Annotated in this window: 27 protein-coding genes; 18 read left to right on the forward strand and 9 right to left on the reverse strand. The window is 68.2% G+C overall.

The window, feature by feature from the left end; translation table 11 throughout:
• The first annotated feature begins 16 nt into the window (after window positions 1-16).
• The 5 genes from ABZZ22_RS14585 to ABZZ22_RS14605 all read left to right on the forward strand — a co-directional run bounded on the left by ABZZ22_RS14585 (window position 17) and on the right by ABZZ22_RS14605 (window position 5185).
• Window positions 17-1276 (forward strand): PHB depolymerase family esterase, encoded by a 1260-nt coding sequence (locus ABZZ22_RS14585; protein ID WP_354932482.1) that lies wholly within the window; start codon window positions 17-19, stop codon window positions 1274-1276.
• A gap of 264 nt (window positions 1277-1540) precedes the next feature.
• Window positions 1541-2182, forward strand: a complete 642-nt coding sequence (locus ABZZ22_RS14590; protein WP_354932484.1) for an ABC transporter permease — start codon at window positions 1541-1543, stop codon at window positions 2180-2182.
• Window positions 2182-3408, forward strand: a complete 1227-nt coding sequence (locus tag ABZZ22_RS14595) for an ABC transporter ATP-binding protein (RefSeq protein ID WP_354932486.1) — start codon at window positions 2182-2184, stop codon at window positions 3406-3408. Before ABZZ22_RS14590 ends, ABZZ22_RS14595 begins: the two co-directional genes overlap by 1 nt.
• Entirely contained in the window at window positions 3405-4199 is a 795-nt protein-coding gene (locus tag ABZZ22_RS14600; protein WP_354932488.1) for an ABC transporter permease, read from the forward strand. Before ABZZ22_RS14595 ends, ABZZ22_RS14600 begins: the two co-directional genes overlap by 4 nt.
• Entirely contained in the window at window positions 4199-5185 is a 987-nt protein-coding gene (locus tag ABZZ22_RS14605; protein ID WP_354932490.1) for a glycine betaine ABC transporter substrate-binding protein, read from the forward strand. The genes ABZZ22_RS14600 and ABZZ22_RS14605 overlap by 1 nt, the downstream gene beginning before the upstream one ends.
• A gap of 5 nt (window positions 5186-5190) precedes the next feature.
• Here ABZZ22_RS14605 and ABZZ22_RS14610 read toward each other — a convergent pair whose 3' ends face one another.
• Together ABZZ22_RS14610 and ABZZ22_RS14615 are read right to left on the reverse strand one after the other, a co-directional pair.
• Window positions 5191-5577 (reverse strand): nuclear transport factor 2 family protein, encoded by a 387-nt coding sequence (locus ABZZ22_RS14610; protein WP_354932492.1) that lies wholly within the window; start codon window positions 5575-5577, stop codon window positions 5191-5193.
• Window positions 5574-5978, reverse strand: a complete 405-nt coding sequence (locus ABZZ22_RS14615; RefSeq protein ID WP_354932494.1) for a hypothetical protein — start codon at window positions 5976-5978, stop codon at window positions 5574-5576. The genes ABZZ22_RS14610 and ABZZ22_RS14615 overlap by 4 nt, the downstream gene beginning before the upstream one ends.
• Window positions 5979-6057: 79 nt before the next feature.
• Here ABZZ22_RS14615 and ABZZ22_RS14620 point away from each other — a divergent pair, with 79 nt between their 5' ends.
• Window positions 6058-7167, forward strand: coding sequence for an FAD-dependent oxidoreductase (locus ABZZ22_RS14620; RefSeq protein ID WP_354932496.1), 1110 nt, complete (start codon window positions 6058-6060; stop codon window positions 7165-7167).
• 56 nt (window positions 7168-7223) lie between these two features.
• On the opposite strand, the gene ABZZ22_RS14625 is transcribed toward ABZZ22_RS14620, so the two are convergent.
• Both ABZZ22_RS14625 and ABZZ22_RS14630 read right to left on the reverse strand, forming a co-directional pair.
• Complete coding sequence (locus tag ABZZ22_RS14625) at window positions 7224-7871, reverse strand: GNAT family N-acetyltransferase (protein WP_354932498.1); 648 nt, start codon at window positions 7869-7871, stop codon at window positions 7224-7226.
• 43 nt (window positions 7872-7914) lie between these two features.
• Window positions 7915-8106, reverse strand: a complete 192-nt coding sequence (locus ABZZ22_RS14630; protein ID WP_354932500.1) for a hypothetical protein — start codon at window positions 8104-8106, stop codon at window positions 7915-7917.
• A 116-nt stretch (window positions 8107-8222) separates the two neighbouring features.
• On the opposite strand from ABZZ22_RS14630, the gene ABZZ22_RS14635 reads away from it, so the two are divergent.
• Window positions 8223-9689 (forward strand): NAD-dependent succinate-semialdehyde dehydrogenase, encoded by a 1467-nt coding sequence (locus ABZZ22_RS14635; RefSeq protein WP_354932502.1) that lies wholly within the window; start codon window positions 8223-8225, stop codon window positions 9687-9689.
• Window positions 9690-9764: 75 nt separating this feature from the next.
• Here the strand turns inward: ABZZ22_RS14635 and ABZZ22_RS14640 are convergent, their stop codons facing one another.
• Window positions 9765-11129 (reverse strand): MFS transporter, encoded by a 1365-nt coding sequence (locus tag ABZZ22_RS14640; protein WP_354932504.1) that lies wholly within the window; start codon window positions 11127-11129, stop codon window positions 9765-9767.
• Between the two features lie 300 nt (window positions 11130-11429).
• On the opposite strand from ABZZ22_RS14640, the gene ABZZ22_RS14645 reads away from it, so the two are divergent.
• From ABZZ22_RS14645 to ABZZ22_RS14660, 4 genes are all read left to right on the forward strand, one after another.
• On the forward strand, window positions 11430-12422 hold the full coding sequence (locus tag ABZZ22_RS14645; RefSeq protein ID WP_354932506.1) for a D-2-hydroxyacid dehydrogenase: 993 nt from the start codon (window positions 11430-11432) through the stop codon (window positions 12420-12422).
• 111 nt (window positions 12423-12533) lie between these two features.
• Window positions 12534-13448, forward strand: coding sequence for a glucosyl-3-phosphoglycerate synthase (locus tag ABZZ22_RS14650; protein ID WP_354932508.1), 915 nt, complete (start codon window positions 12534-12536; stop codon window positions 13446-13448).
• Window positions 13448-14308: a dihydropteroate synthase gene (folP, locus tag ABZZ22_RS14655; protein WP_354932510.1), complete on the forward strand. Its 861-nt coding sequence runs from the start codon at window positions 13448-13450 to the stop codon at window positions 14306-14308. Before ABZZ22_RS14650 ends, folP begins: the two co-directional genes overlap by 1 nt.
• 5 nt (window positions 14309-14313) lie before the next feature.
• On the forward strand, window positions 14314-14808 hold the full coding sequence (locus tag ABZZ22_RS14660) for a hypothetical protein (RefSeq protein ID WP_354932512.1): 495 nt from the start codon (window positions 14314-14316) through the stop codon (window positions 14806-14808).
• Between the two features lie 42 nt (window positions 14809-14850).
• Here the strand turns inward: ABZZ22_RS14660 and ABZZ22_RS14665 are convergent, their stop codons facing one another.
• Window positions 14851-15459 carry a TetR/AcrR family transcriptional regulator gene (locus ABZZ22_RS14665; protein WP_354932514.1) on the reverse strand — a complete coding sequence of 203 codons (609 nt, stop codon included), beginning with the start codon at window positions 15457-15459 and terminating at the stop codon, window positions 14851-14853.
• Between the two features lie 109 nt (window positions 15460-15568).
• On the opposite strand from ABZZ22_RS14665, the gene ABZZ22_RS14670 reads away from it, so the two are divergent.
• Complete coding sequence (locus tag ABZZ22_RS14670) at window positions 15569-16564, forward strand: hypothetical protein (RefSeq protein ID WP_354932516.1); 996 nt, start codon at window positions 15569-15571, stop codon at window positions 16562-16564.
• Between the two features lie 10 nt (window positions 16565-16574).
• Entirely contained in the window at window positions 16575-17435 is an 861-nt protein-coding gene (locus ABZZ22_RS14675; RefSeq protein ID WP_354932518.1) for a CHAD domain-containing protein, read from the forward strand.
• Here ABZZ22_RS14675 and vanX read toward each other — a convergent pair.
• Genes vanX through ABZZ22_RS14690 form a run of 3 tightly spaced genes read right to left on the reverse strand, consistent with a single transcriptional unit; the run spans window position 17411 to window position 20032 of the window.
• The gene (gene vanX, locus ABZZ22_RS14680) at window positions 17411-18025 is read right to left on the reverse strand and encodes a D-Ala-D-Ala dipeptidase VanX (protein WP_354932520.1); all 615 of its coding nucleotides are present in this window, start codon (window positions 18023-18025) and stop codon (window positions 17411-17413) included. The two genes, ABZZ22_RS14675 and vanX, sit on opposite strands and share 25 nt — an antisense overlap.
• On the reverse strand, window positions 18022-19095 hold the full coding sequence (gene vanA, locus ABZZ22_RS14685; RefSeq protein ID WP_354932562.1) for a D-alanine--(R)-lactate ligase: 1074 nt from the start codon (window positions 19093-19095) through the stop codon (window positions 18022-18024). The genes vanX and vanA overlap by 4 nt, the downstream gene beginning before the upstream one ends.
• A 7-nt stretch (window positions 19096-19102) precedes the next feature.
• The gene (locus ABZZ22_RS14690) at window positions 19103-20032 is read right to left on the reverse strand and encodes a D-isomer specific 2-hydroxyacid dehydrogenase family protein (RefSeq protein ID WP_354932564.1); all 930 of its coding nucleotides are present in this window, start codon (window positions 20030-20032) and stop codon (window positions 19103-19105) included.
• Between the two features lie 257 nt (window positions 20033-20289).
• On the opposite strand from ABZZ22_RS14690, the gene murF reads away from it, so the two are divergent.
• The 5 genes from murF to ABZZ22_RS14715 all read left to right on the forward strand — a co-directional run bounded on the left by murF (window position 20290) and on the right by ABZZ22_RS14715 (window position 26523).
• Window positions 20290-21633, forward strand: coding sequence for a UDP-N-acetylmuramoyl-tripeptide--D-alanyl-D-alanine ligase (gene murF, locus ABZZ22_RS14695; RefSeq protein ID WP_354932522.1), 1344 nt, complete (start codon window positions 20290-20292; stop codon window positions 21631-21633).
• Window positions 21634-21800: 167 nt separating this feature from the next.
• Window positions 21801-22112, forward strand: coding sequence for a hypothetical protein (locus ABZZ22_RS14700; RefSeq protein ID WP_354932524.1), 312 nt, complete (start codon window positions 21801-21803; stop codon window positions 22110-22112).
• Window positions 22112-24382: a DUF6571 family protein gene (locus ABZZ22_RS14705; protein ID WP_354932526.1), complete on the forward strand. Its 2271-nt coding sequence runs from the start codon at window positions 22112-22114 to the stop codon at window positions 24380-24382. Before ABZZ22_RS14700 ends, ABZZ22_RS14705 begins: the two co-directional genes overlap by 1 nt.
• Window positions 24379-25014 carry a hypothetical protein gene (locus ABZZ22_RS14710; protein ID WP_354932528.1) on the forward strand — a complete coding sequence of 212 codons (636 nt, stop codon included), beginning with the start codon at window positions 24379-24381 and terminating at the stop codon, window positions 25012-25014. The genes ABZZ22_RS14705 and ABZZ22_RS14710 overlap by 4 nt, the downstream gene beginning before the upstream one ends.
• A gap of 93 nt (window positions 25015-25107) precedes the next feature.
• A complete protein-coding gene (locus tag ABZZ22_RS14715) occupies window positions 25108-26523 on the forward strand; it encodes a hypothetical protein (RefSeq protein WP_354932530.1) in 1416 nt (471 codons plus the stop codon).
• Window positions 26524-26569: the final 46 nt, after the last annotated feature.

Consider the following 26569-nt stretch of genomic DNA (forward strand, 5'->3'; position numbering starts at 1 on the left):
CTCAGGAGGATCGGTCATGGGTCTCGGGTTTCGGATCTCGTCCAGGTTCCGGCAGCAACGAATCGGCGCCACGCTCGCGGGCCTCGGCCTGGTGGTGGCAGGGGGAGCGGCCGTCGCGGTCGCACCGGCCGAGACCTCCACGGCCGCGGCGGGCACGTGGTCGGCGAGGACGGCAGGCGGGATGACGACCCAGCTGTACGTCCCCAGCACCGCTCCAACGCTCGGCACGGGGCGCGCGCTCATGGTCAATCTGCACGGCTGCGTCCAGACCTCGGCCACCCTGCGCGACGGCGGCAACTGGGCCGCGACCGCGGACGCGCGTGGGATGGTCGTGGCGATCCCCGCGGCACCGAACGGCGGCGTACTCCTCGGTTGCTGGGACTACTACGACAGCAACCACTCCCGGACCTCGCCGGGGCGGCACGACGACAACCTCCTCCAGCTGGTGAACGACCTGCTCGCCGATCCGGCCCTGGACATCGACCCCGACCAGGTCTATCTGTCCGGGCTTTCCTCGGGCGGTGGCGAGACGATGGTGATGGGCTGCCTGGCACCCGACGTGTTCGCCGGGATCGGGATCAACGCCGGCCCTTCGGTCGGGACGACCTCTGGGCAGATCGGGTCCGTGGCGGTGACCCAGTCACAGGTCACCAACACCTGCCGTACGTTCGCCGGCTCCGCCTCATCGGAGTTCGGCAGCCAGCTCACCTCGGTGATCTACGGCTCCAACGACACCACCGTCGCGCCCGGCTACAACACTCTGAACGCGCAGGTCATGGCAGGGATCTACGGTGCCGGGTCGCGGTCGTCCTTCTCGCTGTCCGGCCTGGCCGGCAACAACACCGCCGGCTCCGGCACGCTGTGGTCGGACGGCAGCGGCCCGCGCGTGTCTCTGATCCAGAACACCGGGATGGGACACAACTGGCCGGCCGGCGGCGGCCCCGGTGGCTCGTACGTCACGACGAACTCGATCGACTACCCGGCGTACGTCACGGGCTTCTTCTTCGACAACAACCGCCGGGTCGAGCGGGGCACCGAGCCCACCGATCCGCCGACGGAGGATCCCACCGACCCGCCGACCGAGCCGGGCCTCTACTGCGGCTCGGCGACCAACGCCCAGCATGAGGCCGCCGGGCGCGCCCACTCCTACGGCACCAACCCGTACAACCCGTTCTACGCGAACGTCTCGGAGGACTACCTGGGGCAGGGCGACGCCACCGTGACGACCCTCCAGGAGTCGGCGGGCGGCCGCTTCGACGTGGTCACGACATGCTGACGTAGCCTTCGACCCCTCGACGAGGAGCTCCACCGCTGGCCGGATCCACGGCTCCGGCGACACCGCCATCACCTCCCGCAGATCACACCTTTGGGTGCGATTCTCCGCGCTTGACGTCGGATCCCGCCGCTCGTTTCATGCCGTCTGAACTGCGGATATGTTCGCTCTCCAACGACCCGTCGGTCGGATGAGGGTAAAGATGTGGTTGGGTGGTAGCGGACTTTCGAACGTGAGACGAAATGGTCGTGGAGGTGTTTCGAGGACGTGTGGGACTTCATCGCGGAACGACATAGACAGATCCTTTACGACGGTTTTCAACACGTCTACCTGGTGGTGCTCGCCGTCGTCGCGGCCACTTTCATCGCGGTCCTTCTCGCGATGCTGGTCACCAAGGTCCCGCGCCTGGGCGGTGTCACCAACATGCTCAGCGCCATCGGTCTGACCATCCCCGGCTTCGCGTTGGTCGGGCTGCTGATGCCGGCCACGGGCATCGGTAGCACCACAGCCTTCATCTGCGTGTGCTTCTACGCCGTGCTGCCGATCCTGCGCAACGCGGTGGTCGGCCTCCAGGGGGTCGAGTCGGTGCTGCTCGAATCGGCCCGCGGCATGGGCATGGGGGAGGCCGCGGTCATGGCCCGCGTACGCCTCCCGCTCGCCTGGCCGGTGATCCTCGCCGGCATCCGCGTCTCGCTGCAGATGTCGATGGGCATCGCGGCGATCGCGGCGTACGTTCTCGGCCCCGGACTGGGGAGCTACATCTTCACCGGCCTTGCCCAGATCGGCGGCAAGAACGCCCTCAACTACGCGCTGGTCGGGACGCTCGGCGTCGTCCTGCTGGCGCTGATCCTCGACCTGCTGCTCGTGCTCGTCGGGCGCGTGACAATTCCGAAGGGAATCCGAGTCTGATGACCACCACACCCAACCACCCGGCCAGCGACGTCAGCGGCATCGAGATCGAGCTCGACGGGGTGACGAAGCGGTATCCAGGCCAGAAGGCGGCCGCCGTCGACTCGCTGAGCCTGACCGTGCCGGCCGGCGAGATGGTCATGTTCGTCGGGCCGTCGGGATGCGGCAAGACGACCTCGCTGAAGATGATCAACCGGCTGATCAAGCCCACCTCCGGCACCATCAGGCTCGGTGGCGAGGACATCTCGGGCCGCGGCTCCGACGAGCTGCGCCGCCACATCGGCTACGTCATCCAGGGCGGCTCGCTCTTCCCGCACATGACCGTCGCGACCAACATCGCGATCGTGCCCAGGCTGCTGGGCTGGAGCAAGTCCCGGATCGCCGAGCGCGTCGACGAGCTGCTCGACCTGGTCGGCCTCGAGCCCGACCGCTATCGCGATCGCTACCCGCGTGAGCTCTCCGGGGGCCAGCAGCAGCGGGTCGGTGTGGCGCGCGGGCTCGCCGCCGATCCGCCGGTGATCCTGATGGACGAGCCGTTCGGCGCGGTCGACCCGATCACCAGGCAACGGCTCCAGGACGAGCTGCTCGGCATCCAGCGCGAGCTGCACAAGACGATCGTCATGGTCACCCACGACATCGACGAGGCGATCAAGCTCGGCGACCGTGTGCTGATCCTCCAGGAGGGCGGGCACATCGCCCAGTACGACACCCCCGAGAGGATCCTCGCCGCCCCCGCCAACGACTTCGTCGACGACTTCGTGGGCTCCGGATCAGCGCTCAAGCAGCTCACCCTCTCGCGCGTCAGCGACATCGACCTGCAGCAGACGACCACTGCCACGGTCGGCGACTCCAGCGCCGACGCGATCGCCCGCGCCAAGGCAGCGGGTGACGACAGCGTGGTGATCCTCGACTCGCGTCGGCGCCCGGTGGCCTGGCGGTTCCAGCGTGAGCTCGCCCGTCACGACACCATCGTGGACGGCGACCGGGAGAAGCTGGTGACCCTCGACCAGCGCTCGACCCTCAACGACGCCCTCGACGTCATGCTCGCCTCGAGCTGCGGCGGCGGGATCGTCTGCGACAGCCGCGACCAATACCTCGGCGTGGTCTTCTTCGAGAGCGTCACCGACCACATGCGTACGGTCGAGAGAGCGGTCGCCCGCGAAGTGGCTGCCGAGGAAGCGACAGCTGAGGAAGCGACGGCCGATACCGGGCAGGTCGGGTCATGACCACGTTGGACCCGACCGTCGCCACCCCCGAGAAGTCCGTACGCCGCACCCGGCTGCGACCTGCCGGCGGCGAGAGCGCCGCGATGCTGATGGTGCTGCCGATCATGGTCGCCGTCCTCTTCATCGGTTACGTGATCTGGCGCCAGACGGCGGACCTGGACTCGATCGAGGAGTCCACGCTGGCCTGGGGCGCGATCTGGGAGCAGCTGCGCGACCACATTGCGATCACCCTGGTCTCCTCGGCGATCGTGGTCGTCATCGCGGTTCCGCTGGGCATCCTGCTGACCCGCGGCCGGGCCAGGGCGATCGCCCCGGCCGTCGTCGCCTTCGCCAACGCCGGGCAGGCGGCACCCGCGATCGGGCTGATCGTGCTGCTGGCGATCTGGCTGGGCTTCGGCTTCTGGACCGGCGTGCTCGGGCTGGTCGTCTACGGGCTGCTGCCGGTGCTGCGCAACACCATCACCGGGCTGCAGGGCGTGGACCCGACCCTGGTGGAGGCGGGCCGGGGCATCGGGATGTCCGCACCCCAGGTCCTCTTGCGCGTCGAGCTCCCGCTCGCGCTGCCGGTGATCATGGCCGGCATCCGCACCGCGCTGGTGCTCGTCGTCGGGACCGCGGCACTGGTGACCTTCATCGGCGCCGGCGGCCTCGGTGGCGCGCTGACCTCGGGGATCAACCTCTTCCGGTTCCCGGTCATGGTCTCCGCTGCCCTGTTGATCGCACTGCTCGCGCTCCTGATCGAGTGGGTGGGTCGCGTGCTCGAGACCGTCCTCCGACCGAAGGGGATCTGATGAGACTCAAGCGACTCACCCTGGCGATCACCGCCGCAGTCGTCTCGATCACGCTGTCCGGGTGCAGCATCGGACTCGGCACCGCGGGCGGCCTCACGAAGTCCGGCCCGCTGGCCGGCCCCGTGGAAGGGATCGAGCTCGATGGTGCCAGCTTCTCGGTCGGCTCGAAGAACTTCACCGAGCAGATCCTGCTCGGCAAGATGGCGGTGATCCTGCTCAAGTCGGCCGGCGCCGAGGTCAAGGATCTCACCAACATCCCTGGCAGCGCGGCCGCTCGCGAGGCGCAGCTGGCCGGACAGGTGGAGCTCAGCTGGGAATACACGGGCACCGCTTGGCTGACCTACCTCAACAACGCCGACCCGATCCCGGACGAGCGCAAGCAGTACATCGCCACCCGCGACGCCGATCTGCGTGAGAACAACCTGGTCTGGCTGCCGCCGACGCCGATGAACGACACCTACACGATGGCGATCAGCTCGGAGAGCGCGAAGAAGTACGGCATCACGAAGCTCTCGGAGATGAGCAAGGTGCCCCCCGCCGAGCGCACGTTCTGTGTCGAGGCGGAGTTCACCAACCGCCCCGACGGGCTCAAGGGCATGCTCGAGACCTACGGCCTGCCGCTGGGCAGCCCCGAGGGGATTCCGAGGAGCAACCTGCGTACGCTGCAGACCGGCGCGATCTACGACGCGACCGCCAGGGGGCGGTGCACCTTCGGCGAGGTCTTCACCACCGACGGCCGGATCGAGGCGCTGGACCTGACGGCGCTCGAGGACGACCGCAGCTTCTTCCCGAAGTACAACGCCTCCATGGTCGTACGAGGCGAGGTGCTCGAGAAGCCCCCCGAGATCGCGGATCTGTTCGAGCCGCTGTCCGCGGCGCTTACCAACGAGGTGATCTCGGGGCTCAACGCGGAGGTCGACGTGGAGGGACGTGACCCCGCCGAGGTCGCCTGGGACTACCTGCGCGAAGAGGGGTTCGTCGGCTGAACGCCTCAGCCTGCTGAGGCGTCAGCCTTGATCTCCTCGAACTGCGCGCCCATCCGGGCGGCGAGAGCCTCGGCGGCACGCAGCGGGCGGACCATCACCTTGAAGTCGACGATCCGGCCGTCCTCGTCGTAGGTGAGGAAGTCGCAACCGTTGAGCTCGAGGCCGTCGACCTTGGCGGTGAACTCGTAGGCGTGGTGAGCGCCGTCGTGGATCTCGCGGACGTAGGTGAAGTCCTCGAACACCCTCACGACGGCGCGCAGGATCGCGGCGGTGATCGCCCGGCCGGGATAGGGCTTGAACGCGACCGGGCTGGTGAACACGACGTCCTCGGCGAGCATCGCCTCCACGGCGTCCATGTCCTTGGCCTCGATCGCCTCACGGAAGGTGGTCATCTGGGTTCCTCCTGGATCGACTGCTTTCGGGGAGAGCCTAGGACGTACCCGACGGCGATCCCCACCGCCGCGGGCGCGAGCACCAGCCCCGCCACGAAGGGCGAGAGGTTCGCCAGGTCGCTCCACAGGACATCGAAGTCGAGGCCCTCCACCGACCAGATACGGATCGGAAATACGAGACCGGTCACGATGGCCACCACCGTCCAGCGTACGAACACCGGCGGGAGGGTCTCCGAGTGGTGGCCGTCCCACAGCCCCCAGAGCGCCGATACGACGAGCAGGAGCCCGAAGTAGAGCAGGCCGGCGCCGATGTTGGCATCCTCGCTCGGGAAGAGGTTGAGCACGATCGAGTAGAGGAGGCTGCCGCCGACGATCGCGGCGAGGCGTACGAGGAGCTTCATGTCTTCAGCCTGCCGGATCGGGGGCCCGGGACACATGAGCGCGGGTACTCAGGTCGGCGGGGTTCGCTAGGTTCGAGGCGTGAACAGCTCAGCGGGACGGCGTGCTCTGGTGGTCGGTGCGGGGATCGGCGGGCTCACGGCGGCGCTCGCGCTGTCGCGGGTCGGGTGGCAGGTGACCGTGCTGGAGCGTGCGCCGGAGCTGGGCGAGGTCGGTGCCGGCCTCTCGATCTGGCCACGGGCGTGGCGGATCCTCGCCGACCTCGGGGTCGCGGACCGCCTCGCGGACGGGACCCGGCCGGCGATCCAGGCCGGGCTGCGGCGACCCGACGGGCGCTGGCTGGCGAAGGTGAGCCCCGACGCCGTCGAGCGGACCCCGGTCATGGTGCACCGGGCCAAGCTGCACGAGGCACTGGTGGGTGCGCTGGCAGAGCGCGACGGGGTCGAGGTACGCACCGGGGTGACCGTCACCGGCCTGGACGATCTCGATGAGGCCGGCCCCCACGGCCCGGCCGACCTGGTGGTCGCCGCCGACGGGATCCGCAGCACGCTCAGGAACGAGCTGCACGGACGTGAAGACGTACGTCATGCCGGCTACACCGCCTACCGCGGGGTCACCGCGGAGCCGGTCCCGGGCGCAGCCTCGAGCACGGGTGGGGAGACCTGGGGGACCGGGATCCGTGTCGGCTATGCCCCGCTGGTGGACGGTCGGATCTACTGGTTCGCGACCGCCAACCGGCCGGCGGGGGAGAGCGGCGGAGACCATCACGCCGAGGTCACCGCGCTGGTCGGCGACTGGCACGATCCGATCCCGCAGCTGTTGGCGGCGACGCCGCCGAGCGCCGTCCTCCGCGGCGACATCTGTGACCTGCGGCTGCCGCTGAAACGGTTCGACCACGGTCGAGTCGTGCTCCTGGGGGATGCCGCGCACGCGACGACCCCCAACCTCGGCCAAGGTGCGTGCGCGGCGATCGAGGACGCGGCCGTGCTGGCCGCCCAGGTCGCCGGTCATGCCCGGGTCGAGAGCGCGGTGGTCGCCTACGACCGCACCCGGCGGCCGGCGACCCAGCGCCTGGTGATGGCCTCGCGGATGGTCGGCGCGCTCGGCCAGGTCGACAACGGGCCGATGGTCGCGGTCCGCGACACCGGCCTCGCCGGGCTCGGTGCGATCGCCGGGCTGCTGAGCCGGTAGGTCCGCGTCAGGAACACCTGCGGCCGGCGTCGTGCTGCTTCCTGTGCCGAGCCCGTCTACCCCACCCCGAACATGGTCAGGCACGGCTCCAGGTCGCTGACCTCGATGCCGGTGCGGTCGTTGCGCTCCCATCGTTCCCGGTCGAGCCGGAGCCGGTGGGAGACGAGCACCTCGCCGTCGCGCACGTCGCGGGAGATCCCGTCGGGCTGGTAGCCGAGCCTGGTGGAGACCCCCACGGAGGCGGCGTTGTCCGGGAACGCCTCGGAGGTGGCGTAGGCGGCCCCGAGGTGGTCGAAGGCCAGGGTGAGGGCACCGAGGCGGGCTTCCGTGCCGAAGCCCCGGCGGTGGTGAGGCAGTCCGAGCCAGGAGGTGGTGCTCACCTCGCATCGGTCGGCGAACTCGGTCGCCGAGACCCAGACGACGCCGAGCGGCTCGCCGTCACTGAAGACCGTCAGTCCCAGGCTCCAGTCCTCCGGCGCCCACTCGCCCCGGCTCGCCCAGGCGCCGCGCAGCACGTGGCGCGCCCGCTCCAGAGGTGGCCGTTCGGCCCACGGGGTCAGGAACGGCCGATCTGTCGGCTCGTGCACCCCGTCCGCGGCGACCTGGGCCAGGCGCGCGAGCTCGTCGTCGTTCGGCAGCCGCAGCTCCAGTCGCGGGGTCCGGATCACCAGGCCGAAGAGCGGCCACACCTCGGTCAGGGTCATCGGCCCATCATCTAGATGGGCCGAGGCCGCGGGCAACTGGTTATCACCGCTCGGCGCGTCTCGGGTCGCTCACGTAGTCGAGGAGGTCGGCGGCGGCCGAGGTGTAGCGGTCGACCTCTTCACCGCTGTCGCAGGTGCACAGCACGATGGTCACCTCGCCGGCGCGGGGCCAGATCGGCTCCCAGGTCGCGCCGGCCTCCTGCCAGCGAAGGAGTCGCTCGAGGTCGTCGCTCATCTCGTGGTTCGCGCTCCTGTTGATCCTCGACAATCCGACCGGCTACTACTGTAGGCAAACGTTCGACGACTGTCAGCAAGGACAGTCGAACGCCTGACCTTGGAGGCTGATGCGCGATGAGCGGAAACCCGAACGAGGCAAGGGTCGTGGCCGAGGTGCCGAAGGGGCTCCTGGTCGCCGGTCAGTGGGCAGATGCGAGCGACGGTGGCACCTTCGACGTCTTCGACCCCTCGACAGGAGAGGCGCTGTGCGCCGTCGCCGACGCGACCCCCGAGGACGGCCGGCGTGCGCTCGAGGCCGCGGCAGCCGCCCAGAAGGAGTTCGCCGCGACGGCGCCGCGAGCCCGGGCGGACATGCTCATGTCCGCCTTCGATCTGCTGCACGAGCGGATCGAGGACCTCGCGCTGCTGATGACGCTGGAGATGGGCAAGCCGCTGGCCGAGTCGAAGGGCGAGATCGCGTACGCCGCTGAGTTCTTCCGCCACTTCGCCGAGGAGGCGGTGCGGATCGACGGCGGCTACCAGACCGCCCCCGCCGGTGGTTCCCGATTCCTGATCACGAAGCAGCCGGTCGGTCCCGCGCTGCTGATCACGCCGTGGAACTTCCCGATGGCGATGGGGACCCGCAAGCTCGGACCGGCGATCGCGGCCGGTTGCACGAGCATCACCAAGCCCGCCCAGCAGACGCCGCTCTCGATGCTGGCGCTGGGCGAGGTCCTGCGCGAGGCCGGCGTGCCCGATGGGGTCGTCAACATTCTGCCGACCACCCGGCCTGGCGAGATCACCGAGCCGCTGCTGACCTCCGGAGTGATCCGCAAGCTCTCCTTCACCGGCTCCACCGGCGTCGGTCGGACGCTGCTCGCCCAGAGCGCCGAGCAGGTGCTGCGTACGTCCATGGAGCTCGGCGGCAACGCCGGATTCGTCGTCTTCGAGGACGCTGACATCGACGAGGCGGTCGCGGGTGCGATGGCGGCGAAGATGCGCAACACGGGCGAGGCGTGCACGGCCGCCAACCGGATCTTCGTGCAGCGCTCGGTCATCGACGAGTTCGGGGAGCGGCTCGCCAAGGCGATGTCGGAGCTGCCCGTCGGTCGCGGGGTCGAGGACGGCGTACGCGTCGGGCCTCTCATCGACGAGAAGGCCCGGGAGAAGGTGCAGAGCCTCGTGGACGACGCGGTGGCCGGCGGCGCGCGGGTGCTGACCGGCGGCACGGCTCCCGACGGGCCGGGCTACTTCTACCCGCCGACCGTGCTCACCGGCGTACCCGTCACCGCGCGGATGGCCAGCGAGGAGATCTTCGGCCCGGTCGCGCCGTTGACGTCGTTCGACACCGAGGACGAGGTGGTCGCGGCCGTCAACGACACCGAGTTCGGCCTGGTGAACTACGTCTTCACCAACGACCTGCGCCGTGGGCTGCGGGTCGCCGAGGCGCTCGAGTCCGGCATGGTCGGGCTCAACCAGGGCGTCGTCTCCAACCCGGCCGCGCCCTTCGGCGGCGTGAAGGCCTCGGGTCTGGGGCGAGAGGGCGGGCGCGCCGGGATCGAGGAGTACCTCGAGACCAAGTACGTCGGGATCGCGATGTGACGCGAGGCTAGCCGTAGCGCTGGCGGGCGGGCCGAGCACGTGTGAGGTGCCCGGCCCGCCCGTCGGTGTCCCCGGTCAGACGGTCCTGTCCAGCTCAGCGAGCTCCGCCTCGGACTCCGGCGTCCCCGGGATCTCGGTGCCCCGGATCGACTTGCCCGCAGTCTCGACCACGAAGAAGAGCGTGATCAGGCCGATCACGGATCCCGCGATCATGTAGTAGGCCGGCATCAGTACGTCGCCGGTGGCGCCGATCAGAGCGTTGTTGACGTACAACGCCGTGCCACCGAAGGCAGCGGTGGAGATGTTGTAGCCGATCGCCATGCCGCCGTAGCGCACCTGCGAGGGGAACATCGCCGGGAAGGTGGCGGAGATGGTCGCCAGCTGGGCGACGTAGACGATGCCCAGCACGGTGAACCCGATGACTGCCGGCCAGAAGCCCTGACCGATCAGCAGGAACATCGGGACCGAGAGCACGATCAGTCCGATGAAGGAGCCGCCCCACATCGGCTTGCGGCCCACCTTGTCCGAGAGCGCACCGGCGATCGGCAGGAAGAGCAGCATCGCGACCTGTCCGAAGATGACGAGGAGGTCGGCGTCGGTGCTGTTGAAGCCGGCCTCCTCCTGCAGGTAGGTCGCCATGTAGGCGAGCAGCGTGTAGTTGGCGATGTTGAGCGCGGCGACCAGGCCGATCAGGGTGAGGATGGGCTTCCAGAAAAGCGCGAAGAGATCCTTCAGTGCGGCTCCGGCGCCGCCCTCGACGGCGTCCTGCGTCTCGAGCTCCTGGAAGACCGGCGTCTCCTCGAGCTTGGTCCGGATGTAGAGACCGACGAGGCCGATCGGACCACCGATCAGGAACGGGATGCGCCAGCCCCACTCGGTCATGGCGTCCTGGCCGATGATCGACTCGGTGGCGAAGACGACGGCGATGGCGGCGGTGAACCCGACGATCGTGCCGAACTCCAGGAAGCTGCCGTAGAACCCGCGCTTCTTGTCGGGGGCGACCTCGGCCATGTAGGTCGCTGCGCCGCCGTACTCGCCGCCGGTCGAGAATCCCTGGATCACCCGGAGCAGCACGAGCAGGACGATGGCCCAGATGCCGATCGAGTCGTACGTCGGGAGCAGACCGACACAGAACGTGGCAGCCGCCATCAGGACGATGGTCATCGCCAGGACGCGCTGGCGCCCGATGCGGTCGCCGAGCGGGCCCCAGAAGATGCCGCCGAGCGGACGCAGGATGAACGAGATCGCGAAGGTCAGAGCCGTGCCGGCGAAGCCTTGCTCGGGGAAGAAGTTGGCGGTGATCTCGGTCGCCACATAGGCGAAGGCGCCGTAGTCGAACCACTCTGTCGCATTGCCGACCGCGGAACCGGTTATCGCTCTGCGGAGCTTTGATCTATCGGGTTTTGCCTCGTCGGAGGGGATGGTTGAGGTTCCTGACATTTCTTCTCACCTATCGGTGTGATTGATGGCTGGGGACCGCGTTTGACCCAAAGTGTCGACCGTAGGGTTGTCAACAATGTGCGCCACGTCAGCGCTGTCTCTGCGCTCTGGTGAGGGAGCGCTGAAGGTGGCACAGGGTGTGACGGATGGTTTAAGTAAAGCCAGCACGCTACCCGAAGAGGGCTCTGAGCCCGGGTAGGGGTAGGGGCACCCCGGCGAGTCGCACGGCTCGTCAGGATTGTTGACGATCTGCAACCAGCCCTCCTACCGTGGTCCCGAACCATTGCCGAGACAGCGAGCGTGACGGAGAATTCCTTGGAGACGTCCCGGCGCCCCGCGATCGCGATCCTCTGTCCACCCGACGGCGTCAGGCCCCGCGGGATGGAGCTGCTCGAGGACGACGCCGAGCTCACCTACACCGATGCCGCGGGTCTGGCCGACGCGCTCGAGGGAGCCGACGCGCTGCTGCTGTGGGACTACTTCTCCGATGCGGTCCGCGACGCCTGGCCGAGCGGCGGCTCGCTGCGTTGGGTACACGTCGCCGCGGCCGGGGTCGACAAGCTGCTCTTCCCGGAGCTGGTCGACTCCGAGGTGGTCGTCACCAACGCCCGCGGCATCTTCGACCGGGCGATGGCGGAGTTCGTGCTCGGCTCGATCCTGGCCGTGGCCAAGGGCATCCACGTCAGCCACGACCTGCAGGCGGCCCGCCGGTGGCATCGCCGCGAGACCAGGCTGATCAGCGCCCAGACCGCGCTCGTGGTCGGCGTCGGCTCGATCGGTCGCGAGACGGCTCGGTTGCTGCGTGCGGTCGGGATGGACGTACGCGGTGCCGGCCGCACCGCCCGCGGCGGTGACCCCGACTTCGGCGAGATCGTCGCGAGCGCCGACCTGGTCTCGCACGTGGGTTGGGCGGACCACGTGGTCCTCGCCGCGCCGTTGACTCCGGAGACCCGCGGTCTGATCAGCAAGGACGTGCTCGCGGCGATGAAGCCAGGAAGTCATCTGGTCAACGTCGGGCGCGGGGCGATCGTCGATGAGAGAGCGCTCGTCGCCGCGCTCGGCGACGGTCCGCTCGCGGCCGCCTCGCTCGACGTCTTCGAGGTCGAGCCGCTCCCCGCCGAGAGTCCGCTGTGGACGATGCCGGGGGTCGCGGTCTCGGCGCACATGTCCGGTGACTACACGGGCTGGCGGGAGGCCCTGGCGGACCAGTTCGTCGACAGTGCCCAGCGTTGGCTGAGCGGTCGACCGTTGCCGAACGTCGTCGACAAGCAGCGCGGCTTCGTCGTCGCGTAGTGGACAGGCGGGCGTCCCGGCAGCGTCCGGAAGGCGACTGACGGAGGACGGGAAACCGTACGGACCGGGTATCGGTCGGATGTCCGTGTTCACCGTCGATAGGGTTTGGTCATGTCCTGGTCCGAGCGCAACACCCATCACTGGGACGACTGGTCGCTCGCCGAGCTCATCGAGGCCAAGCGGGGGCAGCGGGTCAGCCTCGTGGTCCCAGCGCGCAACGAGGCCGCGACCGTGGGCGACCTGGTCAGCAAGCTGCGCACCAGTCTGATGGAGACCGCCGACCTGGTCGATGAGCTCGTCGTCATCGACTCCGACTCCTCCGACGACACCGCGCGGATCGCCTCGGACGCCGGTGCAGCCGTCTACGCCTCGGCCGCGATCCGGCCCGATCTCGGCTCCTACCCCGGCAAGGGCGAGGCGATGTGGAAGTCGCAGTTCGTGACGACCGGTGAGCTCATCGTCTTCATGGACGCCGACCTGACGGAGTGGGACACCCACTTCGTACGAGGTCTCGTGGGTCCTCTTCTCAACAATCCGAGGATCGAGCTGGTCAAGGGCTTCTACCGGCGGCCGGGGGAGCACGGTCTCGACGGCGGTCGAGTCACCGAGCTCGTCGCCCGCCCGCTGCTGGCCCTGCACCGCCGGCCGCTGCGAGACCTGATCCAGCCGCTGGCGGGGGAGTGGTCGATCCGACGCTCGCTGTTCGAGAGGCTGCCTGTCCCTGTCGGCTACGGGGTCGAGCTCGCCGCTCTCGTCGACACGCTGGACACGCGTGGGATGGACGCGATCGCTCAGGTCGACCTCGGCCAACGCGCCCACAGCCACCAGGATCTTTTCGATCTCGGTCTGATGGCGACGCAGATCGTGGGCATGATGTCGCGCCGTCTCGGCACCGGCCCGGCAGGCGATGACGTCGAGATGCGGCAGTACATCCCGATCGACGGCTCCACCAAGGTCATGGAGCGGTCCGTGAGCCTCCTGGAGCGGCCGCCGCTCCGCGATGGGTCGGGCGGTATCCTCTCCTGATGCTGCGCCTCGGACGACACGACTTCGGTGATGGTGAAGCGCTGATGATGGCGATCGTCAACCGCACCCCGGACTCGTTCTTCGACAAGGGAGCGACCTGGGCCGAGGACGCGGCCTTCGATCGCGTACGTCTGGTGGCGTCGCAAGGCGCGGAGATCGTCGACATCGGCGGGATCAAGGCGGCGCCGGGGGCCGAGATCGGCGCCGCGGAGGAGAAGGCCCGGGTGGTCGACTTCGTCGCCCGCGTGCGGGAGGAGTTCCCGGCGCTGGTCATCTCGGTGGACACCTGGCGCGCCGAGGTCGGCGATGCGGTGTGTGCCGCCGGCGCCGACCTGATCAACGACGCCTGGGGCGGCGCGGATCCTGAGCTCGTCGACGTCGCCGCTGCCCATGGCGCCGCGATCGTCTGCACTCACACGGGTGGCGTGACGCCGCGGACCCGGCCCTATCGGATCGAGTACGACGACGTGGTCCGCGACGCGATCGACTCGACGCTCGGCTACGCCCAGCGTGCTCTCGACGCCGGGGTCGCCAAGGAGTCGATCGTGATCGACCCGGCCCACGACTTCGGGAAGAACACCTTCCACTCCCTCGAGATCACCCGCCGGCTCGGGGAGATGGTCGAAACCGGCTGGCCGGTGCTGGTCTCCCTCTCCAACAAGGACTTCGTCGGGGAGACGCTCGACCAACCGGTCGGCGAGCGACTCATCGGCACCTTGGCCGCGACGTCGGTCTGCGCGCTGGCCGGCGCCCGCATCTACCGCGTCCACCAGGTGCCGGAGACCCGGCAGACCGTCGACATGGTCTGGACGATCGCCGGACGTCGGCGTCCGGCGCGAGCGATCAGGGGGCTGCAGTGACACGGGTGGCGCTCGTTCCGGGATGCCTGGCTCTGCTGCCGGAGTACGCCTCGCTCGACGACCCCGTCGAGGAGCTCCGCTCCGCCTGTCTGGCGGCCGTGGCGTGGCTGGGCGAGGACGTACGCGTCGTCGCCGGTGCGCAGGGCGCCCGGGTGGCCACCGCGCTGCTGGCCGAGGTCGGTGCGGCTCCGACGAGCAGCGCGGCGGCTGCGCACCTCATCGTCGGCAACGGTTCGGCCCGTCGCAGCGAGAAGGCTCCCGGTCACCTCGACCCGCGGGCCGCCGGGTTCGATGAGCTGCTCGGCAGGTCGTTGGCGAAGCCCGACGCCGACGCGCTGGGCGCGCTGGATCGCGGGCTGGCCGCTGACCTGTGGGCCGACGTCGATCCGATCGTGGAATCGGCCGACCTCCTGCGTGGGGTCGACACGGTGGCGATCGACTACGACGCCGACCCGTACGGGGTGCGCTACTGGGTCGCTCGCTGGGCTCGACGCGTGTAGTCCACCCACCAGCGGGCCTCGTAGATCTGCCCGCCGGGCGAGCTATCGGCCGAGCAGGTCCGTAAGCCCCGCCGCATAGGCCTTCGGAGTCACGTCGCCGATCACGACCAGCTGCAGGATGTAGCCCGGGAGCAGGCCGGTGAGCACCATCGCGATCTTCTCGGGATCCGCGTCCTTGCGGAACTGCCCCGCTTCGATGGCGGCTTCGGCGTAGCTCCGCCATGCGGCGCGGATGCCGCGCGCCTCGGGGGCCATCAGCGCGAGGAACTCGGGGTCCGAGGCGGCCTCGGCCCAGGTCTGCAGAGCGATCCGAGGCAGATTGATGCCGAGCTCCTCGGATAGGTCCAGGATGTGCTGGGTCGCGGTCTCGATCGCCCGCGCGGGCGGGGGAGGGGCCGCACCCGAGCTGGCCGCGGCGACGAGGCCGTTGATCGCGTCCTTGAGGCCGGTCACCCCGGACGAGGCGATCGCGTGGATGATCTCGTGCTTCCCGCGGAAGTAGGTGTAGACCGAGCCGGCGGACAGGCCGGACTCCTTGACCACGGCGGCCATCGTCGTCTTGTGGAAGCCGTCGCGCTCCACGCAGCGCAACGTCGCCGCGATGATCTGCTGGCGTTTCTCGGTGCGGTGCTCGTCGCTGACCTTGGGCATGTGACGAAGCGTACCTCAAAAGAAAACGAACGCTCGTTCTTGATAAACCCGCAGGGGAGGAGGAGAGTGACCCTCAAAGAAAATGAACATTCGTTTTTAAGGAATCGCCATGTCCAAGTCAGTGAAAGCCGTGATCGGGATCAGCCTCGGCCTCGTCACCCTGCTCACCTTGCTCATCTCCGCGTTCGCCTGGCCCGCCAGCGAGATGGAGCCCAGGTCGCTACCGCTGGTCGTGGCCGGCCCCGAGGCCGCGGTCACCCAGATCGAGACCCAGCTCGCCACCACCGCGGGGGAGGACGCCTTCGAGGTCACCGGGGTCGCCGACCGCGACGCTGCGGTCGAGGCGATCGAGGGCCGGGAGGCGTACGGCGCGATCCTCGTCGGCTCTGAAGGCCAAGAGGTCCTGGTCGCCTCCGCAGCCAGCGCCAACGTCGCGCAACAGCTCACCCAGATGGCCACCGCCATGGGTGCCGAGTCCGGCGCCCAGCCCACGGTCACCGACCTCGTGCCGAGTGCGGAGGACGACCCGCGCGGAATCGTCTTCGGCGCGGCCGCGCTGCCGCTGGTCATCGGCGGCATCATGGCCGGAGCCATCACCTCGCTGGTGCTGACCCGCACCCGAGACCGGGTCGCGGCCGCGTTCCTGATCGCGATCGGTGGCGGTCTGGCGATGACCGGCGTCGTCCAGAGTTGGCTGGGCGCTCTGGAGGGCAGCTACCTGGCCAACGCCGGCGTCGTCGCCCTCGGCATCCTGGCGGTCGCGCTCCCGATCATCGGCCTGCGCCACCTCATCGGCCCGGCCGGTGTCGGCATCGTGGCGCTGCTCATCCTGCTGGTCGGCAACCCGATCTCCGGGATCACCTCCGCGCCGGAGATGGTGCCGTTCGGATGGCTCGGCCAGCTGATGCCGCCGGGAGCGGCCGGGTCGGCGCTGCGCGGCTTCTCCTTCTTCGACGGTGCGGGGACCGCCATGCCGCTGATCGTCCTCGCCTGCTGGGCCGGGACCGGCCTGCTCCTCACCCTGCTCCCGCACCGCGAGAAGCGCAGCACGGAGGTGGAGGCGGCCGAGACAACCACGCGTGACGTGGAAGCCGTCGCACGGTAAAATTGTAGGGATGAGGCATCCACACGAGCCGGTCGGACAGTGGTGGCGCGACCAGGTGGCCGCGCTCCACCGCTGGGGCCGGCTCGTGCTGCGTGACGAGGACGACTCGGTCCACCAGATGCGGGTGACCGTACGCAGGCTGCGCAGCGCTCTGGCGACCTACCGCCCCTTCCTCGATGCGGAGCGGACCGAGCCGCTCCGGGCGGAGCTGAAGTGGCTCGGCGCCCTCCTCGGAGACGTACGCGACGCAGAGGTGCTCCGCAAGCGGCTCCGTCGATGGGCGGCCGAGCACGGTCCGGGGCCGTCCGGCGTCGATGCGCTGCGGGCGGCGCTCGCCGAGCGCCAGATCCAGGGGAGGGCCCGGCTCCTGCCAGAGCTGGACGGTGACCGCTACCGGGCGCTGATCGCAGCCCTCGCCGCCGGTCTGCGCTGGTCAGAGGCGGATCCCGGCAAGAAGGCATTGCGCAAGCGGCTCCGCCGAAACTGGCGACTGATGGCGGCCGCGGCCGACGCCGCCGCGAACACCGACGACGCGGAAGAGCGGCGCCGGCAGTTCCACGAGGTGCGCAAGAGGGCCAAGAGGATCCGCTACGCCGCCGAATCGTCGCGCGAGGTCTTCGGCAAGCATGCCGAGCGCCTCGCGAAGGCAGCCAAGTCGATCCAGTCGACCCTCGGCGACCTCAACGACGCCGCAGTCATGATCCAGACGATCGGGCAGGTTCCAGGTCCCGACGACGCCGTCCGCGATCTCCTCGAGGTCGAGCGGGCCGCCGCTGACACCGCCGAGGCGCGGTTCGCCTCGGTCTGGAAGAAGGCGAACCGCCCGAAGGTCCACGGCTGGCTGAGTCAGCCAACCGGGAAGTCGAAGTAGGTGTCGGGGAAGGGCTCCTCGATCAGCGAGTAGTGCCACCACTCGCTGTCGTAGCGGCTGAAGCCGCACGACTCCATCACCTCGCACAGCCGCGACCGGTTGTGTGCCGCGACCTCGGAGACCCCGGTTGCGCCGTGGTGGGAGATCTCGTCCATCAGGTCGTGGTCACCGCCCATGTCCAGCCGCTCGCCGGAGGCCAGGTCGAAGAGGGTCAGGTCGACGGTGCTGCCGCGGCTGTGACCGGAATTCGTGGCGACGTACCCCTTCTCGAACATCTCCGGACGGGTGATCGCGGGGTAGTGGATCCGCTTGCGCGCGTCGTCCGCGGGCGAGGGCTCCTCAGCCCAACGCAGGAACGCGTCGACGGCGCGCTGGGGGCGGTAGCCGTCCCACAGCAGGATGCCGTACCCGAGCGCTGCCGCCTCGTCGCGTGCCCGCGTGAGCGCTGCGCAGAGCTCGTGGGTGCCGACGATCCGGTTCACCAGATAGCCGTCGACGGGCTTGCCCGTGAAGTTGTCCCAGGTGGCGTACTTGGCATCCCAGCGGATGCCCGGCACCAGCTCGTCCACGAAGGCGAACCCGTCCCTCATCGGGCCGTCCCTTCCAGCGCCAGCGAGACCGTACGGTCGAGGAGCTCGGTCATCGAGATCCCGGCCGCGGCCATCATCCGTGGGTAGCGGCTGTAGGAGGTGAGCCCCGGCAGCGTGTTGACCTCGTTGAGCACCACGGTGCCGTCGGCCTTGAGGAACATGTCGACCCGCGCCAGACCGCGGCAGCCGAGCGCGCGGTAGACCCGCTGAGCCTCGGTCTTGACCAGCTCCTGCGCCTCGGAAGGGACGTCGGCGGGCACGATGAAGGTCGCATTCTCCGAGCCGGTCTCGGGGGCGTCCTCCTGATGGATCTTGAAGAAGCTGTGCGAGAGCGCGACATGGTCGACCTCTCCGGTGACCAGATCGGACGCGTTGCCGAGGATCGCGCAGCCGATCTCCTCGGCGACGACGCCTTCCTCGATGAGCACCTTGTCGTCGTACTGCCGCGCGGTCGCCACCGCCTCGGCCAGCTCCTCGGCCGAGGTCACCTTGCTGACCCCGAAGGACGACCCGGATCGGGCCGGCTTCACGAAGACCGGATAGGGGAGTGCGGCGGGGTCGCCGATGGTCTGCACAGTGTCATCGGGGCCGAGGACCCAGAAGTTCGGCGTCGGGATCCCTGCCTCGCCGGCGACCATGTAGGCCAGCGACTTGTCCATGCACAGCGCCGAGCTCTGCACGTCGCAGCCGACGTAGGGGATCCCGGAGAGCTCGAAGAGTCCCTGGATCGCGCCGTCCTCACCGAGCTTGCCGTGCAGGACCGGCAGCACGACATCGAGCCGGATCGCCTCGTACTTGCCTGCGTCGTTGCCTTGGCCGAGGACGAGCAGCCCGTGGACGCTGCGGTCGGGGGAGAGCACGACCGGACGGTGCGCGCCGTCCTCCCAGCTCACCTCGGGTCCGTCGCACAGGCGCCAGTCGCCGCTCTTGGTGATGCCGATCCAGTACGCCTCGTACTTGTCGGCGTCGAGGTGCCTCGCGACCTCCTGGGCCGACTTCACGGAGACGGGGTGCTCCTCGAAGACGCCACCGAAGATGACGCCGACCTTGAGCCTGGAGGACTTGGACATCTTGGACTCAGACATGCTGAAACCTGCTTTCGAATTCACGACAGTTCGCGATGGAGTTCTCGACCGTGTCCTGGAGGGCATGGTCGGTGAGATATGCGATATGCGGGCTGACCAGCACGTTCGGCATCTCTTGGAGCCGCGCCAGCCACCTGTTGGGGATCTCGCGTCCCCTCAGGTCGGCATAGAAGATGCCTTCCTCGCCCTCGACGACGTCCAGCGCCGCACCGCCGAGCCGGCCCTCTTCGAGGGCCGTGACGAGCGCCGGCGTCTCGATGAGCGCCCCGCGGCCGGTGTTGATGACGTAGGCGCCGGGGCGCATCCGGGCGATGCGCCGCCGGTCGAGAAGATGGTGCGACTCCTCGCTGAGCGGCGCGTGGAGCGTGATGACGTCGCTGCGCTCGACGAGGGTGTCGAGGTCGACGTGCTCGACCTCCGCGGTCGCGGGGCGGGGCCGGATGTCATGAGCGAGCACCTCGCAGCCGAAGCCCCGCAGCCGGTCGATGACGGCTGCGCCGATCCGGCCGGTGCCGACCACGCCGACGGTCAGGTCGCGCAGTTCGCGGCCGCGTACGGCTTCCGGGCGGTAGTCGTGGGCGTCGGATCGCCGGATCGTGCTCTTGGCGCCGCGCAGCGACATCAGCATCAGCATCAAGGTGTAGTCGGCGACCGAGTCAGGTGAATAGGCGACGTTTCCGACCGTCATGCCGATGCTCGCCGCGAAATCGACGTCGACATGATTGAACCCCACGCTTCGCGTCGAGACATATCGGACCCCTGCCCTTTTCAGAGCCAGGAGCGTCTCGTTCGATATCGGCGTCTTATGGCTCACGCTGACACACCGGTTTCCGCGGGCCAGCTCGGCATTGTCCGCAGCGACCTCCTCGAGCGTGGTGGTCAGGGAGACGCCGAGCACGGGTGCCAGCGACTCGAAGAGCATCTTCTCGTCGGGTGCGCAGCCGTAGACCGCGATCCGAGCAGTCGGGGAGATCGTGGTCGGCTGTATCGGCTCTGTCAGTGCCGTCAGGGTCGGTTCGTGGTAGATCATCGCCGCCAGCAAACCCCACGAGCAGTTGCGGGCCCGTATCGATTTTCCGATATGTCGACGATAGGTGGACCGGTGATCTCGGGCAGTTATCGTCCGCATATCGATTAGCGCATACGTGCCGACAACACCGGATCTCGAAGACTGACGGGATGATTCCCCTCAGCTTGGACGAAATAGCCTCGTTGGTCGGCGGGAAGGTCGTCGGCGACGGCTCCGTGACGGTGAGAGCGCCTGCCGTGATCGACGGCCGCGCGGCGGCCCCCGGCGGCCTCTTCGTCGCGTTCGCCGGTGAGCACGCCGACGGCCACGAGTACGCACCGCAGGCAGCCGCGGCCGGCGCCGTCGCCGCGCTCGGCTCGCGCCCGACAGCCCTCCCGACCGTCGTCGTCGACGACGCGCAGGCCGCGCTGCAACGCCTGGCCGCCCATATCGTCTCGATGCTGCGCGAGGAGCTGACCGTGGTCGCGGTCACCGGCTCCCAGGGCAAGACCAGCACCAAGGACATGATCGATGCGGTGCTGTCGACCGCTGCGCCGACCGTGGCGACCTCCGGCTCGTTCAACAACGAGCTCGGCGTACCTCTCACCATGCTGCGCGCCGATAGGTCCACGAGATTCCTCGTGCTCGAGATGGGTGCCCGGCACATCGGCGACATCGCCGAGCTGACCGGCCTGGTCGCACCGGACATCGCCGTCGTCACGAACGTCGGTCAGGCCCACGTGGGCGAGTTCGGGTCGCGCGAGGCGATCGCTGTGGCCAAGAGCGAGCTGGTGCGCGGACTCGCTGCCGACGGCACGGCGGTGCTCCACGCCGACGACCCGCGGGTGCTCGCGATGGCTAGGCTGTCCGATGGTCCGGTGCTGGCCTTCGGCGCCGGCGACGGAGCGGATGTACGCGTGCGCGACCTGTCCCTGGACCGGCTGGGCCGACCGTCGTTCAACCTGTGGCATGGGAGCGACAGTGCCAGCGTGACGCTCCCGTTCGTCGGCGCCCACTGGACGCTCAACGCCGCGGCCGCCGTGGCAGCGGGCCTGGCCGCCGGCGTATCCCTGGAGCAGGCGGCAACCGCCCTGAACACCGCCTCGATCTCGAAGTGGCGCATGGAACTTCGCGTCCTCGACAGCGGCGCGACGCTCCTCGACGACTCCTACAACGCCAACCCCGAGTCCACCCGCGCCGGCCTCGACGCGCTCGCCTCGATCGACGCCAAGCGCCGCATCGCCGTCCTCGGCGAGATGCTCGAGCTCGGCGAGGCGAGCCACGACGCCCACCACGAGATCGGGACGTACGCAGCGACCCGTGCCGACCTCGTCATCACCATCGGCGAAGCCGCCGCAGTCATCGCCGACGGCGCGGGGGAGAGGGCCCTCGCCCTGCCCGACAACGCCGCCGCCGTCGACTGGCTGCGGAGCCACCTCGGCCCCGGCGACGTGGTGCTCGTCAAGGCCTCGCGTGGAGCCCGTCTCGACGAGGTCGCCGCGGCGCTGGGCTGATCTGTGGGGCTCTGCCGTCAAGGGTCTGGTGATCCGCCACTCACAAACGGGCGGTAATGTCGTTGACCCCGTCTGAACGATCCGCGAGATTTATGTTTAGGTTTCCGTCGGCGGGGTATGAGCCAGATGGAAGTCATCTGTTTCAACCGTCTCGGGGAAGTGCCGGCGTGAACATCGAAATCAAACCCGCGGAGGTCCGCCGTGCTGCGGCGTCGATCGAGTCGGCGGCTGACCAGGTCGCCAAGATCGACTTGGCCGAGCCGCTGGCTGACGTTGCCGGTGCGATGCCGGGCCATCCGGCGGGCGAGGCCGCATCCACATGTCAGAGTGGCTGGAACGGCGACAAGAGAGCCTGGGTGAAGGCAGCACACGCTCACCATCAGGCGACGACAGAGGACACCAGCGCAATCGTCGAAGCCGACGACCAGTCGGCCGCTGAGGGCCAGCGCCACGCGAGCCGGGTCGAGAGGAATGCATGATGTTGACCTACGACCAGCTGATGACCTGGAATCCGGGCAAGCTCTCCGGGATCGCCGATCGGATCAACAGCGGCCGCAAGCGGATGATCGACCAGCAAGACGAGCTGGACGCCGGGGAGATTCCGCCCGACTGGACGGGCGCAGCCGCGGAGCGAGCTCGCTTACGTCACCGCAACCTGCGTGACCAGATCAACGATCTCGTCGCACCAGCACCACCGATCATCGAAGCGCTCGACCACACGGCCGAGGTCGGCAAGACCTCTCAGAAGCAGGCTCGCGCCGCCCGCGAGGCGATCATCGCCAAGGGGTGGAAGGTCGAGTCCGCGACGAGCAGGACTGTGCTCACCTCGCCGCCGTCGGAGGCGGAGCTCGATGGGAAGACCCAAGAGGAGATCGACGCCCTCGAAGGCCAGGTTCGTGAGTTCGTGCAGGACCTTCTCGATGCCCTGCAGAAGGCGGACCAGGCAGGCATCGACTTCGCCACTGTCCTTCGCAACGCCAGGCGTGGCGCCTACGACGGAGGCACTGGCTCTCTCTCCCAGGCAGGTCTACCCCCAGAGCTGCGGGGTCTTTCGGACGAAGAGATCGCCACCCGCATCGTGATGGACCCTGAGAAGTATGAGGGCTACGTCGACACATTGACCCCGGCGCAGCAGAAGGCGGTCGGCTCGGCGATCGCCCAAGAGGTCGAGACGACCTTCGGCCCCGACGAAAGGCCGACTCAGAGAGAGGTCAACCGAGCCAATCAGCTGATGGCGATGTCCGCAGCCAACTCGGGTGTCGCCGCCGGTCTCTTCGGGAAGCTGGGAGCCTCGGGGACCGTCGACACGATGGAGCGGATCGAGTATCTGATGTCGACCACCCAGATCACGGGGCTCGACGACGCCGCCGGACTGGTCCGCTCGGGTCTGGTCAGCGCGTCACACGACTCCTCGTTCCCCGACCACTACTTCGGCAAGCAGATCGGCGAGAACGCCTCACCGTCCGTCGTCGCCTATCTCATGAAGGACCACGGCTACGACGGTCCCTTCGTCCGCGGTGCCGCCGAGGGATTCGACCCCCGCGACCGCAACGCCGAACAGCCGGTGGTCATGACCACGCCAAGTCCGCTCTTGGGTGAAACCAGCGGCTACGTTCGCATCGACCCGATGGGCGAGATCATCGGCGCTCTCGGCGAGCACCCGCAAGAGGGTCTCGATTTCTTCGCCGACGAGGTCGGCGAGAAGCGTGCCGCCTACTACTTCGGCGACCGTGATTGGAGCCACGATGGCTACGCGACCATCACCGAGTTCGCGGCCAACGTAGGCACCGACGCACAACTGGGGCAGCAACACCCCAAGGACCTCGCGATGTTCACCTCACGCTTCTTCGACGAGATCGCCGACAACCAGGGCTTTACCCCGGAGGGAGCCAAAGATGCCTCGCCGAACATGGCACGGCTCTTGGGCAGCAACCTCCCATCCGTGACGGCGGCGATGGATGGCAGAGATGGAGGGCCGGGAATCTACGATCACGCCCTGCCCTTCCAAGGCAGTGATGGTGAGACGGTGAGGCTCGAGGACCTCCCGATGATCAATGGGGACGATCTGGATCGGCTGATGCAGGTCGCGGTTGCCCGCGAAGACGGGGCAAGCGAGATGGGTCAGCGGATCGGGTTCTACCAGCAGACCCTCCTCAACACCGCTGCCGAGACCGACGGATCGCCAACAGCCATCAAGGCCACTATCCAGGACACGGCGAAGCTGTCCGGCTTCGCTGAGTACTCTGCAGGCCAGATCGAGATCGACGATGCAGCCGAGCAGGACAAGCGCCGCAAGCAGATGATCGATGCCATCAGCTTCGGCGCCAAGATCGTGCCGCTGCCTGGTCCGGGCGAGGACATCGCAGGTGGGCTGGCCAAGAACTTCGTCGATGAGGGCATTTCGAAGGCACGCGACGGCATGTCCGCGTCCGCGCTCAAGGAGTTCGGCTCCGAGGCGGACGGGGCTACCGCCGAAGCCAACGACGCCGCGGCAGCTCACCTCGCCGACGTCAAGGCGCGCACCTTCTACGCGATGGTCAACGCGGGTGTCCTGGACATCGCCGGCGACGACCTGTTCGACCAGGACGGCGATGGCGTACCGACGCCGTTCGCTGACCTCAATCCCGCCAGCGCGATCAGCAGCATTGACGCGATCTTGGCCCGTGAGGGAATCATGACCGAGCACGACTTCAAGAGTGCCTACGAAGACCCGTTCGTGGAATTCCGCACAGGTAAGGGAACACCATGATTCGCCGGGCCACACTCGCGCTTGCACTCGCCGCGCTGGCGCTCTGCGCTAGCTGCGTCGGTGATGAACCTCAGCTCCTCGACAAGGGTGATGTCCCAGCAGCCTTCAGCCAGTCAGAAGACACCGATGGTATTGACTTCTTGGAGGGCCAGGTGTTCGGAACCAGTTGGTGCCGTCTTGGGTTGGCGAACGCCAAGAACAACCTTGTGGATTTCTCCGGGACCCCTGTTGGGTCGACTTTCATACGCGAGGATCCCTACGCGGAACTCGGCGCCACGATCTTCGCCCCGGGTGACCGCTACGACTCCGTTCAGGCGATGGAGGACGAGGTGGACGCCGGCTATCAGAAGTGCTTGTCGATGGTCGACCATCCTCCGCAGGATATGACGGGGACCTGGAGCATCGAGAAGGTCGAGGACCTGCCCGCAGGCGGGTTCGGCTACCGCCTGAATGACACGACCGAGAACGCTCAGCCTGCGGGCGTAATGGTGTTCGCGCCGACCTCGGACGGCAGGCTTGCCGCAGTCGGTGTGGACTACCGCGGAAGCGAGGAGCCGCCGGTTGACGTCACGGAGCTGCTGAAGAAAGTGCTCGAGCGAGCGCCAGACTTCCCTGCCGAGGAGTCGGACTGATCGGTCGAGCGGGGCTAGGTTGCGTCATGGGGGCGCCATGTCGGCGACTTGCGTCCACAGAGAATCCCGGGGCGCTGTGGAACTATTGGCATCATGAAATCTCGTCTCGGGATCATGGCCTCGGTGATGCTGCTGTCCGCGTGCAGCATCGTCCCTTCTACGTCGTTGGAACCAGCGAAGAGGCCGAGTATGGAGGGGTCGTCCGAGGCGGCGACGCTCAAGCCGGGCGAGGATCCCTACTACCAGCCGCTGTGGACGTTGAACGACGTGGGTTTCCAGATCAATGCGTCGACCAGCGTCGAGATCGTCGGTGACACTGCGATCATCCGTTCCATTCCGATTCCAGCGACGGTGCCGGAGAGGATGCCCGGCGGGCTCGGCGAAAGCGACTGGACCGAGTACACCGACGAACCCTGGCTGGCAGTGGTCGACATTCCCAGTGGTGAGGTGCGGTGGGAGATGCCTGAAAGCATGGCGTCAGTGTCTGGGCTGGACGGCTTCAATCCTCTGCCCGAAGTGCAGGACCCCGGCGTCTACATCGCTGGCTCTGATGTGGTTGTCGGCTTCCTCAACGACGCGGTGGCGGATCTCGACGATCTTTCGATGGCAGGAGTCGCACCGGGCATCGCCAGCATCGACCCCGAGACGATGAAGGCCAAGTGGGCGCACGCCTACAAGCCTGTCGTGCGCCGTGACGGCGTGACGGTCTGGCGCCAGTTCGTCGGGGCCCACGACGAGCTCGTCATTCAGACGATCGACGAGTTCACCGGCGGCGACATGGGTGGTGAGCCGAAACGTACGTGGCACCGCCGCACTCAGGCGTTCCACGCCGCGACGGGCGAGCTCGCATGGGAGAGGAAAGGCCTCGTCGCGCTGTCCGTCAGCAACGGCGTCGTGCTGGCGCGCACGCTTCCCCTAGATAGCACCGCGAAGCGTGGGTCACCGTTCGAGGCGCTCGACGCGGAGACTGGCAAGACGTTGTGGCGCACGAAATCGCGCACCAATCTGTTCGGCATTTCCGACGACTGGGTGCTCTTCGCCCGTGACGCCGTCGACACGTACAAGAACGACTCCACCAAGGGTGTCTACGCGCTCAGGACCGGTGTGAAGAAGCTCGGCCTAGCCGGGGATGAAGGCCCGGCTTTCCCCGTGAGCGGTGACGGCCTGACGCATCGCATCGCTGCCGTAGGTGATGGGGTGGTGTGGAGCAGCAGCGGCCGGAAGCCGAACATGGTGAGCTGGCTGAGCGACGGTGCCTCGTCTCCAGTCAGCAAGCCGATGAGAAAGCTCGTCCAGCCCACGCCCGTCGTGGCCAACGACCGGTCCTTTGCATACGAGATGATGGGGCCGTGGACGTTCCTCGATGAACGTGGCCAGCCGGTCGGTGATCCGTTGCCGTTGAACAGCAACGACGCACGGATCATCGTCTCAGGCAGCTATCTTGCGCTCGTACCTGAAGATACCGACTCGCCAGATGCCACGATCTCGCTCTACAAGCTCGTCCAGTGACATCCATCCGTTGCGAGGAAACCAGGCGACGATGCTGATTGTTGTG

It is taken from the genome of Nocardioides sp. NPDC006273, assembly GCF_040613495.1.
Lineage (GTDB): Bacteria > Actinomycetota > Actinomycetes > Propionibacteriales > Nocardioidaceae > Nocardioides.